Annotated in this window: 11 protein-coding genes and 2 pseudogenes; 3 read left to right on the top strand and 10 right to left on the bottom strand. The window is 53.0% G+C overall.

Features of this window, described 5'->3' with window-relative positions:
• The 6 genes and pseudogenes from H7A81_RS21375 to H7A81_RS21340 all read right to left on the bottom strand — a co-directional run.
• Positions 1 to 962, bottom strand: a pseudogene (locus H7A81_RS21375) (IS3 family transposase); the annotation flags it as partial.
• Between the two features lie 263 nt (positions 963 to 1,225).
• Complete coding sequence (locus tag H7A81_RS21370) at positions 1,226 to 1,543, bottom strand: HigA family addiction module antitoxin (RefSeq protein WP_058973959.1); 318 nt, start codon at positions 1,541 to 1,543, stop codon at positions 1,226 to 1,228.
• A complete protein-coding gene (locus tag H7A81_RS21365; RefSeq protein ID WP_182058653.1) occupies positions 1,543 to 1,824 on the bottom strand; it encodes a type II toxin-antitoxin system RelE/ParE family toxin in 282 nt (93 codons plus the stop codon). The genes H7A81_RS21370 and H7A81_RS21365 overlap by 1 nt, the downstream gene beginning before the upstream one ends.
• Positions 1,825 to 1,894: 70 nt before the next feature.
• Positions 1,895 to 2,644, bottom strand: a pseudogene (locus H7A81_RS27790) (plasmid SOS inhibition protein A).
• 689 nt (positions 2,645 to 3,333) lie between these two features.
• The gene (locus H7A81_RS21345; protein WP_182058650.1) at positions 3,334 to 3,735 is read right to left on the bottom strand and encodes a DUF1380 family protein; all 402 of its coding nucleotides are present in this window, start codon (positions 3,733 to 3,735) and stop codon (positions 3,334 to 3,336) included.
• A gap of 3 nt (positions 3,736 to 3,738) precedes the next feature.
• Complete coding sequence (locus H7A81_RS21340) at positions 3,739 to 4,215, bottom strand: antirestriction protein (protein WP_255479009.1); 477 nt, start codon at positions 4,213 to 4,215, stop codon at positions 3,739 to 3,741.
• A 547-nt stretch (positions 4,216 to 4,762) separates the two neighbouring features.
• Here H7A81_RS21340 and H7A81_RS21335 point away from each other — a divergent pair.
• Positions 4,763 to 5,734 (top strand): IS110 family transposase, encoded by a 972-nt coding sequence (locus H7A81_RS21335; RefSeq protein ID WP_182058649.1) that lies wholly within the window; start codon positions 4,763 to 4,765, stop codon positions 5,732 to 5,734.
• Between the two features lie 470 nt (positions 5,735 to 6,204).
• On the opposite strand, the gene H7A81_RS21330 is transcribed toward H7A81_RS21335, so the two are convergent.
• Genes H7A81_RS21330 through budA form a run of 3 tightly spaced genes read right to left on the bottom strand, consistent with a single transcriptional unit; the run spans position 6,205 to position 9,471 of the window.
• Complete coding sequence (locus H7A81_RS21330) at positions 6,205 to 6,978, bottom strand: (S)-acetoin forming diacetyl reductase (protein ID WP_182058654.1); 774 nt, start codon at positions 6,976 to 6,978, stop codon at positions 6,205 to 6,207.
• A 16-nt stretch (positions 6,979 to 6,994) separates the two neighbouring features.
• Positions 6,995 to 8,674, bottom strand: a complete 1,680-nt coding sequence (gene alsS, locus H7A81_RS21325) for an acetolactate synthase AlsS (RefSeq protein WP_182058648.1) — start codon at positions 8,672 to 8,674, stop codon at positions 6,995 to 6,997.
• A gap of 14 nt (positions 8,675 to 8,688) precedes the next feature.
• Positions 8,689 to 9,471 (bottom strand): acetolactate decarboxylase, encoded by a 783-nt coding sequence (gene budA / locus H7A81_RS21320; protein WP_182058647.1) that lies wholly within the window; start codon positions 9,469 to 9,471, stop codon positions 8,689 to 8,691.
• A gap of 104 nt (positions 9,472 to 9,575) precedes the next feature.
• Between budA and H7A81_RS21315 the strand changes: the two genes are divergently transcribed.
• The gene (locus tag H7A81_RS21315; protein WP_182058646.1) at positions 9,576 to 10,454 is read left to right on the top strand and encodes a LysR family transcriptional regulator; all 879 of its coding nucleotides are present in this window, start codon (positions 9,576 to 9,578) and stop codon (positions 10,452 to 10,454) included.
• 126 nt (positions 10,455 to 10,580) lie between these two features.
• On the opposite strand, the gene H7A81_RS21310 is transcribed toward H7A81_RS21315, so the two are convergent.
• Positions 10,581 to 10,820, bottom strand: coding sequence for a transcriptional regulator (locus tag H7A81_RS21310; protein WP_182058645.1), 240 nt, complete (start codon positions 10,818 to 10,820; stop codon positions 10,581 to 10,583).
• A 344-nt stretch (positions 10,821 to 11,164) separates the two neighbouring features.
• Here H7A81_RS21310 and H7A81_RS21305 point away from each other — a divergent pair.
• The coding region (locus H7A81_RS21305; protein ID WP_182058644.1) for a pyridoxal-phosphate dependent enzyme at positions 11,165 to 11,596 on the top strand (432 nt) is incomplete at its 3' end.

Genomic DNA, 11,596 nt, shown 5'->3' with positions numbered 1-11,596 from the left:
CTGAACCAGTGCTCATTCAGGCATTCATCCCGAAAGCGGCCATTGAAACTCTCAATAAATCCGTTCTGCGTTGGCTTGCCCGGCTGGATTAAGCGCAACTCAACACCATGTTCAAAGGCCCATTGCTCGAGCGCGGCAGGTAAATTCAAGGCCCTGATCGGATCTTATCGTTGTAGGATAGCCACGAAACAGCGCAATGCTGTCCAGAATACGTGTCACCTGAACGCCTGTAATCCCGAATGCCGTGGTGATCGTCAGGCACTCCTTCGTGAAATCATCCACGCAGGTCCGGCACTTCATCCTGCGGCCGCTGGCAAGTTAATCCATGACAAAATCCATCGACCATGTCAGGTTCGGCGCATCCGGGCGAAGAAGCGGAAGCCGTTCAGTCGCCAGCCCCTTACGGCGCCGCCTGCGTTTTACACCCAGACCGTTAAGGTTATAGATGCGGTAAACCCGCTTGTGGTTGACGTGAAAGCCCTCCCGACGCAATAACTGCCAGATGCGCCGGTAACCAAATCGACGGCATTCAAGTGCCAGCTCTGTGATACGTAAAGACAGCTGCGCGTCAGCAACCGAACGCTGAGCCGAATAACAACAGGATGGAAGTGACAGCCCGGCCAGCCTGCAGGCACGACGTTGCGACAGACCGGTCGCATCACACATAAACTCAACGGCTTCCCGCTTCTGGTCTGTCGTCAGTACTTTCGCCCCAGAGCCACCTGAAGTCCCTCCTTATCCAGCATGGCTTCGGCAAGCAGCTTCTTGAGTCTGGCGTTCTCTTCCTCAAGCGACTTCAGGCGCTTTACCTCGGGCACCTCCATACCGCCAAACTTCTTGCGCCAGGTATAAAAGGTAGCGTCTGAAATAGCATGCTTACGGCAGAGCTCACGGGCAGAAACCCCAACTTCAGCCTCGCGGAGGATACTGATGATCTGTTCGTCGGAAAAACGCTTCTTCATGGGGATGTCCTCATGTGGCTAATGAAGACATTACTAACATCGCGGTGTATTAATCAACGAGGTGCAGGTCACTGTTCGGGTCATTAACATACCTGATACAGATATTCGCATGATGGTGATAAACAGCAGGACGGACACGGCCGGTGCGACAGCACCGGCTTTTCCCGGCCCGCAGGGCGGCGGTGATGACTTCCAGGAGCGAACAGAAGGCGCAAATAAAAACCGCGCCAGACGGCGCGGTGTGAGGATAACTGTAACAGCGTTTACTTGCCTGGCCGGTCCTGAGCGGAAGCCGCCATCACGCCCGGGTGAAGGTGCACGCCAGAAACGTCCGTGGTTTCTCGCGCCTTGTGTAGGTCGCAGGCGGCCTGCATCGATAACCAAAGGCGCGCCGCAATACCCAGCCCCGCTTCCAGCCTTACCGCCATTTCCGGGCTGACCGATGCCTTACCGCTGGCGACTTTACTCAGCGCCGAGGCGGACACGCCCAGCTCTTTCGCCAGCACGCGCAGACCGATATTGTTATCTTCAATGTACTCGGTGATCAGGCCGCCCGGATGCGGGGGATTGAACATGGCCATCAGTGGTAGTCCTCCAGGTTGAGAATAAAGGCATCACCGTCCGTAAATTCGAAAGTGATGCGCCAGTTAGCCCTGACCGTGATGGAAAACAGGTTTTTCCTGTCGCCCTTCAGGGGATGAAAACGAAAGCCAGGATAGTTTCTGAATTCATCCGTGGAAAGCGCCTCATCGATGACCAGCAGACGAAGCCGGATGCGTTCAGCGTCCTTTGCCTGCACGCCGCTGATATCACTTTTTTCAAACAGCTTCTGTAATCCTTTGTGCTTCCAGCTTTTAATCACTTTTCGGCCCCGCGTTTCCTGTTAAGAAACAGTATAGCATATGTTTCGCCACGCAAAACACTCTGCATTGTTATTTTTTACCATCCCGGGAAAGGATGTTCCGGGCCGTCAGCTTGTTTGGTACCAGCCAGTGATTCGTGTTCTTCTGTTTGCTGTCCATGTGCAGCGATCGCAGGTGTATTTCTCCCGCCACTTCAAAGGCGACGTCTCCGGCATACGGTTGCAGGGTTTCCAGGTCGTTCAGCGATAGAAAGCGCCGCGCCCACGCGGCGACCATGTTCTTCATGGTTATTTCCGCTACGCTGTCACGCCAGGCAGCGAACCAGCCGCGCAGCGTTTCCGGTGTACGGAAGGCCAGCTCGGTTTCGGCCTGCCGGATGCTGTTCTCCAGCTGGCGATCACGTTAATCCGCCGCCTGCCGTTCCCGCCGAGTAATGTGGCTAACGCTCTTTTTGGCTGCATGTTTCGCACGCTCTGCCTGGCGGAAAACGGCCTCCGGAAATAGAGCGGTTGCCAGCTCTCCCGGCAGAGGCAGCGGACACACTTCACCCGCTGTGCTGAGAAACTCATCAAGGGCGCTTTCCCACTCCGGGAGCGGCGCGCGTTTTTCGCGCGGGCGCAGGTAAATACCCCGGATGCGGTTCAGTGCGCGTACGCTGGCGCGGTTCCTCCCGCTCAGCTGCTTCATAAACGCGGCGGCGTAAGGATGGCGGGCAAGCCGGGTGCCGCGCTGCGGCGTGTGCTCAACCAGTGCGATGTCCTGTAGCGCGGCCTGACGTTCCGGCAGCAGGGTGACCAGTGCGTGTGATTTCGGGATCATGCGGCGTGCCCTCCCATACGAAGCGCGGCGACCAGTTCACCAGCACTAGTGAAGCCCGCCCGCGTGTACACTGCGATTTTTTCAAGCCGGGTGCGCATGGTCGCAGGCTCAAAGCAATAGCTGACGTTCAGTGAGACATGCGATCGGGTGCGGAGATCACTCAGTGTCTTCAAGCGCCGTTGTCGGGTCGTAATCGAATTCAAACCAGGTAAGCCGAAGAGGGCGATGTTCTTTAAGTTTGTGCGGATTTTGAGTGCGTTCTTCGTAGTTTTTACCGGGCTGGCACCGCTTTGACTCCACGAATCTACGCAGGGCACGTTGAAAGAAAAGGAAAAATGACTGATTAATGAAGGTTGAACAACAATATATGCAACTGAATTAATTGATAAATAACATTTACACACGCTCTTTTACGGTTCCTGATTACACAGGCTTGCCTGAAGTTCGTAAAAGGCCACCGTGACCGCCGCCCAGGCGGCAGAGGTTTTTTCGCCTTTACCGGAGCGCCATACGAAATAAAAAAAAGCGCTATAATTCAGACGGACATAGAGCACGACCTCTTCTTCTTTATGGTTAAGGATGAACCCGTAGCCGTTGCCGACGTTCCGGTTCCGTTAAGAAGCGCCCCTGTCACGGGGCTTTTTTTTACAGGTTATCCGGGCTTCCCTGCCCGAACTGCTGTCAGCGCTTTAGCGCCTCCCCGACTTTTCTGAGAGCATCTGCTCTGAACGCCACTGGCTCGCCGCGTACCCTTCCCCGGCCGGCGCATCCTCAAGTCGCATAAAATCCAAGGCCACACGCAGCACCTGCGCCAGCGCGATCGCGGATACGCTCACTTCATGCACCTGTTCCTCCTCCTCACGCAGGGTGTTCAACATGTCACGCACGCTGTCCTTCCCTGTACCGTATTCACAGTGATAGCCCTCGTCTCCAATCGCGCTAAGCACCCTGCCCGCCTCTTCTTCCGTGATCTCCATGCATCCTGCGCAGTCCATGACATCACGTTTTGTCCACACCAGGACGGCCACAGACTCCTCGTCACTAAACTCCCCATTCAGACGTTCGCAGATATTTTTTACGCTGTCGTGCATCTTTCATCCCTCAGAGGGGTGGCCACTGCCACCCTGCCAGTTAATCAGCCCAGCGCGGCAAAAATCGCAGCGGTTTCCGGGTGGGAAAAAGCGTAGTCGGTAAGCTGACGGTAGCGGCGGCAGTACAGCGCACAAGTTCGCCCTCGTCGTGATGGTCATACATCCAGCTACGATGTTCAGCACCAGTGAAGTGATCACGATGCCCGCCGCCTCGCTGCTCAGGCGCACATCGCTGTAATTTTTAGGGTTTACGAAACGCCAGGTTTCCTCTGCGGCGGGCTTCATAAAGCCACCGCCGGACGGCAGCAGCGCGAAGTCCCATACGCCGCCGTCGTAGTGCGCCAGGAAACGGTCGGCGAACAGGTACAAGTTGGTTTCGGCGCGCATGAAATCGTCGCCAAACAGCGCGGGCAGAAAACGCAGGCGCGCATAGCCGTCAAGGACGCGCGCGGACTCAAAAGCAGGGGTGGCAGTATTCATCAGAAATCTCCGCATTCAGGGTGATTAACAGTTCCGGCCTGTGCCGTGACTGAATGACAGCCCGGCGAAAAGCGGAGTGTTCAGGAGCGGTGACGAGGCCGCAGCGCAAGCGAATGGAGGCGGGCCTACGCACGGCGGTGACGCGAAGCATGAGCGGAGGCGCGACGGAAGTAAGCACGGCGGAGAGAGTGCGAACGGGCGAGGAGACGAGCGAAGCGATCTCTTGAACACGCAGCGGCCGGGCTAAAGTGAAGTCACGGCACAGGCCGCAGACCGCACGGACGTTTATTCCCGCACGCCGCCGGTGTGCATAAACGGCGGAGCGTGGCGACATCCTTGTATAATTATCCCACACAGAACAGATTGGTTCTGTAGTTAACACCGGGGCAAAGCAGGCCGGCGACATCCTTTGGCCAGTGAGCCAGTCAAAAAGATAATTGCCGCTTTGCCTCTCTTTTCAGTGTATGACCGAAGGGTATCTGCGGCCCCGTAAACCGGTGAGCCTGAATTTGCAAGGTAGGTCAGCTGAACTAAAAGAGGAAAAGCTATGACTGTGTACATTGGAATTGATATTGCCAGTAAGAAGTTTGATGCAGCTGAACTCTATGACGGGGCTTACAGGTGTAAGACATTTGAAAACACCCCTGCTGGATTTACAGCACTGTACAAGTGGCTTAAAGCGGACAGCATTCCGGACATTCATGTATGCCTTGAAGCAACAGGCAGCTATGGTACAGCCCTCGCTACTTTTCTATACGAAAAGAATCTGAAAGTGAGCGTAGTTAATCCCGCAAGAATCAAGGGATTCGCGGCTTCTGAACTTACCCGAACCAAAACCGACAAAGCAGACTCCAGACTGATTGCACGCTTTTGTAAAGCCGCGCAGCCAGACCCATGGAGACCTGTGCCCGCCCCCGTCAGAAAACTTCAGGCTCTAGTGAGACGTATCGGTGCGCTGAACGGTATGCTCAGAATGGAATGCAACCGTCGTGAAAATGCAGATATTGACGCTCAGGAATCTGTTGAACGCATGATCAATCATTTAAAGATGGAGCTTGAATCGGTGCGCCGGGCAATAAAAGACCATATTAGTAATGTTCCTGAGCTGAAAAGACAGAACGACCTCCTGCAGTCTGTTCCGGGTATTGGCACTGTTTCAGCCAGCCTGATATTGTCCTTCATGGTCAGTAAAGAGTTCACAAAAGCTAAGGAAGTGACCGCTTTTCTGGGTCTCAATCCCCGCCATCACCAGTCCGGAACGTCGGTTCGGGGTAAAACTCGCATGTCAAAAATGGGAGATGCTAAGCTCCGGTGCGCGCTTTATATGCCTGCTCTGGTTGCGCTTAAACACAACCCGGACATCCGTGCATTCGGGCTGCGTCTTCTGACTGCGGGTAAACCAAGAATGCTTGTCGTCGGGGCTGTTATGCGAAAACTAATCCATATAATTTTCGGGGTACTTAAATCGGGAACAGGTTTCAGCTCTCGCGTTGCAGTGAATGCGGGTATTAATCAGTGACTGAGAAAAGCTGACAGATATGCATTAGGCAAGGTTTAACCAACTTCAATTGGCAGACAGGCTGCTGTGTGCCCAGGCTGTGTGAAAACTGTTTTGGTCGCTTAAACTGCCAAAAACAGGGCTGAAAACTGCGCTCATACGTAAAAATTGGCTCAGCTAATTAGCCGGGTAATTCCAGATTTTGCGTAGATGCGTGCACTTCAGTTTTAGGTCAGGGTTTTCACACAGCCTAGGCACAAAGCTGCCTTGAGAGAATGCATGTCCACTATGGGCGAAACCCAATATATCTGGGTTGCTATTTGACCAGCCTTGTTAAGGTGGCTACTTCCGGACACTGCACCAATCACGGTATCCGGCTGCATCAGTTCTGAAAAATCCCAGGAAAGTAGGCGCTGGGCGGAGACAGGTGGGCAACTGTGCATGATTAATAGCTTACCCACACGGCAGGATGGGTAAGCACGATCCGCGAATCAGTTGAATACCATTCCGCCGTCGATCAGTAGCGATTGGCCGGTCATGTAGTCGGAATCCGGTCCCGCCAGAAATGCGACGCATGCGGCCACATCTTCCGGTTCAGATAGCCGGCCCAAAGTAATACGTTTAGCAAATTCCTGCGTCCCAAAGCCAGTCGGTTTACCCGCCGCTTGTGAAATTTGCCTGTCGATCGATTCCCACATGGGGGTTTTGACAATACCCGGACCGAAGGCATTGACCGTAATGCCTTTAGACGCAAGATCTTTAGCCGCTGTCTGCGTCAGCCCGCGAACGGCAAACTTGCTGGAGCTATAAACTGCCAGCTCCGGATTGCCAACATGTCCTGCCTGAGAGCAGGCATTAATGATTTTTCCACCGTGCTTCTCCGCTGAAAAAGCGCTTATCGCCGCCTGCATCCCCCAAATCACACCCTTAACATTGACGTTATAAACCTTATCAACAATCTCCTCGGTGATATCGCTAATCGGTGTAGATGGCGCAATACCGGCGTTGTTCACAATGACGTTGAAATCACCCAGCGTATGGCGCGCTTCTTCAACGGCGTGAAAAACGTTATCGCGTTGGGTGACATCAACTTGCAGCGCGATAGCCTTTCCTCCTGATGTGACAATCTCATTAGCGACATGCTGCGCCGTTTCAAGATTGAAATCCGCGATGGCTACGGAAAAGCCGTCTTTTGCCAGGCGCAAGGCAATGGCTGCGCCAATGCCCTGTCCAGCGCCGGTTACAAATGCGACTCTGTTTTTCATAATCATATCCTTTCAATTAGAGAATTTGACTCAGGTGTAACTGACTCATCAGTAGCGGGTTATCGCTGTAGTCGACCGGAATTGCGACCACAGCAGGGCCGCTGACATCCATTGCTTTGCGCAATGTTGGCTCAAGTTCTGCCGCACTGTTAACAGAGAAGCCGGCCGATCCAAAGGCTTCGGCATAGGCTTTAAAATCCACCGGACCGAAACTGACGCCTGAAATGCGCTGATACTTTTTCTCTTCCTGCATGGCGACCATGTTGTAGGCGTTATCAACCCAAATGATGTGTAGGATATTGGCCTTCAGCCTGACGGCAGTTTCCAGTTCCATGCTTGATTGCAAAAACCCGCCGTCCCCGGACACCGATACCACCTTGCGTGAAGGATCGACCAACCAGGCACCAATAGCCCAGGGTAGGGCGACACCCATGGTCTGTTGACCATTAGAGATCATGATTTGGCGCGCACGGAAGCTGTACAGATAGCGCGCTATCCAGATATGAAAGCTTCCCATATCAACGGTAAGGCTGATGTCAGAGTTAATGATGTCTTGCATCGCATGCACGATGCGCAGGGGATGCAGCGCAAATTGATTTAAGCTGGCTCCTTGCATCGCCAGTAATTGCCGTTGCTGCTGGCGGTCTTCCAGTACAGAGGCCGCAGCGTGACTTAGCGTTAATGGTGAGAGGATACGGGCGGCAATCTTGCATACGGTCTGCGCAATGTCGCCTACCAGTTCAGCATCGGGTTGGTAGCGGTTATCCGTATCAGCCGGTAGCACATCAATATGTACTAGGATGGCTTTGCCGCTGTTCCACATTACCGGCTCATACTCAACCGGGCTATAACCGATAGTGATGATCAGGTCCGCCTGCTGTAATAACCGGTCTCCAGCCTGGTTGTTAAATAATCCAACCCGTCCGGCAAACCTTGAGAAGTGCTCCTGTCTGACTGCGCCTGCAGCTTGGTAAGTACTGGTCACGGGGATCTGGCTTTTTGTCAGCAGTTCATTGATTGCGGCGCTGTTTTCTGGTTGGCTGGCCATTAGGCCCAGCAGGATGACCGGATTTTTCGCCCGGCTGATTTCCCGGCTGACAGCCTCAATTAGGGCATCGGGGGCCGCGCCCAGCTTAACGTGTCCACTGTGATGCAAAGGGCTGCCGGAAACCGGCTGATCAACAATATCCTGCGGCAGGCTGATAAAGGCACCTCCACCGCGTCCGTTTTCTGCATGACGAAATGCGTTAGAGACACATTCGGTCAGCGCGGAGGGGGCGGTGACCTCAACAGCATATTTCGTTACCGGACGAAACATCGACACAGTATCCAGGCTCTGGTGAACCTGTTTGGCGCTATCCGATCGTTTCACCGCTCCGCCAATGGCCACCACCGGATCGCCTTCGCTGGTGGCGGTTGCCATGCCGGTAACCAGATTCGAGCAGCCTGGTCCGGAGGTCACAAGTGCAACACCGGCATGTCCCGTAAGTCGGCCTACCGCTGCGGCCATAAAGGCAGCATTTGCCTCATGCCTGACAGGGATGAGTTGAATGGGAGAATCCACTAATGAATCAAACACTTTATCGATTTTGGCTCCGGGGATGCCAAACACGTGGTTTACGCCTTGTGCTTCAAGCTGCGCGACCACGAGATCGGCGCCGCTGTTCCAGTGAGTGTGGGTTTTTAACGTTTTCATATTGCCCCCTGTTGTTAGCTTTCGACGGCGCGAATGGCTTCATCAAGATTGTGCTGCGTGAGCTCTGCCTGAAGAAATTCGGTATCCCGGGGAAGGTCAATGACAAGCTTGTTAATGGAGCCAAAGGTAAGTGTTCCCTCCTTCAGCACATAATCGAGGATGTGCCCACCGCCTTGCCGGTCATCCGTAATAAAGTGCTCGTGATAACCCGCCACGTTGATTCCCTGCATGTACTGCGGCGTACGGAAGCCAATCAGTTCACCCTGCGTCTCTTTAAATGCGAAGGTTGGCTGATCGCCCAGCACTTCCGGCATCGAGCGATAAGGGCGACATTGGCAGGGAACGGTTCGAGTCCGTACGGCATGAAAGCGACCACTGATACGCATAGCACAGAATTGGTTATCTGAAGTGATTTTGCTGTCGATAACCTGATGAACCTCTTCTCGCGTGGCGGTTTCGGTAAAGCGGTAGCGATTTTCAGGTTTGAAAAAAGTCATCACTGCAAACGGCGTTTGTTGCTCGGGCCGGGCAGGATTGGCGCTGCCATCGGAACGTAACTGATAGACCTTGCTGTCGAAGGCAATGAGTTCTCCATCCAGCTGGTTGAACGTACCCAGTCCAAAATCGCCTTTCTTTAACAGATCGGACACCGTGGTGGATCCGTCATAAACACCGCTTAGCAGCGCGCTCATCAGTGAAGTCTGATATATAACCTTTTCTGGTGAATCATCATGGAGTTTAAAGACGGTTTCTTTCAGCTGCTCCTCGCATGAACAGGCAGATACAAAATTACACATTTGTCACCTCGCAAACCAATAGTTAAGCCGTGTTAATATCATGGTGGGCTTTTTGGCTTACCGAATCCAATAGCGAAACCAGTTAACTTTGAGACGTTTTTGATATGGAACTTCGCCATCTGCGTTATTTTGTTGCTGTCGCCGAGACGCTACATTTCACCCGTGCTGCAGAAATGCTCGGCATTTCTCAGCCACCGCTGAGCCAGCAAATACAGCGGCTGGAACATGAGATTGGGACACCATTACTGAAACGCCTGACGCGCGGCGTTGAACTCACCGATGCGGGAAGGACATTCCTAAATGACGCCACTGAGATTGTGCAGCTGGCCGACCATGCGCTTGAGAAAGCCCGTGGTATGGCGCGGGGTATAAGCGGACAGATGTCGCTCGGGTTTGCCAGTTCTGTCGCTTTCGGGGCACCCGTGTTTGACCTTCTTCAGCGTTTTAGAACGCGTTATCCGGCAATGGAACTAATTGCCAGGGAAGAGAATATGGCTTTGCTGATGCAGGATCTGCGAGATGGGTTGCTTGATGCGGCGTTTATTCGTTTGCCGTGTGAAAGCAGCAAAGCGTTCAATTTGAAAGTCATCGCTACCGAAAGAATGATGATTGCGTTACCTGCGGGCCATGCATGTAGCTCCTCTGGCACCATTGCATTAGCACAGCTGGTGAACGAAACATTGATTATGTTTCCGCGTGAAGTCGCTCCCAGCCTGTATGAGCTCATCGTCAGCACCTGTGTGCGCGCGGGGTTCACCACAACACGATTTATTCAGGCTCCCCAAATCACCTCGTCTCTCGGCATGGTCGGAGCAGGTTGTGGCATCGCGTTGGTACCAGAGTCCATGTGCTGTGTGAACAACCCGCATGTTACGTTTTGCGAAATAGAGAATAACACCCTGTTTACCGATATCGCCTTTGCCTGGCGGCGCAACAATCCCTCCAGGACGGTGATGCATCTACTCAGTTTGATTAGCCAGTGATACGGCTAACTCTGTGACATTGATGCACTGCCTGACCATCGAAATGATATACTCAGTCTCTTTTGTGCAAAACGCGTTAGGCCATCGCAGAGCTTGATCTTTATCGAATGACCCGGACAAGGCAGCTTACTTTTTTTGTTGCGACACCAGTGCAAAGTAAGGATGTTGACCAGCCAGCAACAATAACAATTCATATTCGCCCTGGCTGAGCTGCCCTGGATTCTTCGCAGACTCTTTCGACTGCCAAACACGCAGGCTAAGATTGAAACGGTCAGCGGCACTCTGTTGTGAAAGGCCAGCGGCAAGCCTGAGATCACGGATATTATGCTGTACGGCCACGGGCCGCTCTAAAAGTTGATTTCTCAAAGGAAACTCCTTAAATACGAGATGGAGTGAATTTGGGTGTATCGCTCTCCCGCCTCTAAACATCACGATTGGCAAAGTTAAGTAACTTAACTTCTTTAGTAGTTTGCTACAGGTAGTGGCTCAGATCTGACATGGCAGTTTAGGTTAGAAGTTACAATCTAACCTGACAGTCAGTAATGAGCGAAAAACGGACGCACAATAAATTTGTTAGGACGGAACTGTAACCGGTACTTTCGTTAGCCGTTGTATCCATCCCTTTACGCTCGTACCCCTTATGATAAATCTGTCTCTCAAACTGAAACGCACCCGTTTATCAGGATAAAGAAATCATAAGGATCACACTCATGGGAATAAGTATCCGGACTCCTCTTATACATTCACTGCCTTTAAGTCAGCATTGCGAATGCCATGTCTGGCTTAAAATGGAATCTTCCCAACCGACGGGATCGTTCAAGCTCAGGAGCGCGGAGAATATTTGTCGCCACTACGCGGAAAGGGGCGCAACAGCCTTCATCAGTTCATCCGGCGGCAATGCAGGCATAGCGGTGGCACATTGCGGCCGCAAACTGGAGTTGCCGGTCACTGTCGTGGTGCCAGAAAGCACGTCTGCCAGAGCAAAAGAGCTTATTGAGCAGGAAGGCGCGAGGCTTATTGTGCACGGGAAAGTATGGAGTGAGGCGAACGACTACGCCCTGTCACTGGCGACAGATGACATCATCTGTGTGCATCCCTTTGATCATCCACTTTTGTGGGGGGGCATCAGCACAATCGTGGAT

The organism is Pantoea sp. ME81 (genome assembly GCF_903970985.1).
Lineage (GTDB): Bacteria > Pseudomonadota > Gammaproteobacteria > Enterobacterales > Enterobacteriaceae > Pantoea > Pantoea communis.
Note: the sequence above shows the minus strand (reverse complement) of the source record. Positions and strands in the feature narration are given on the sequence as shown.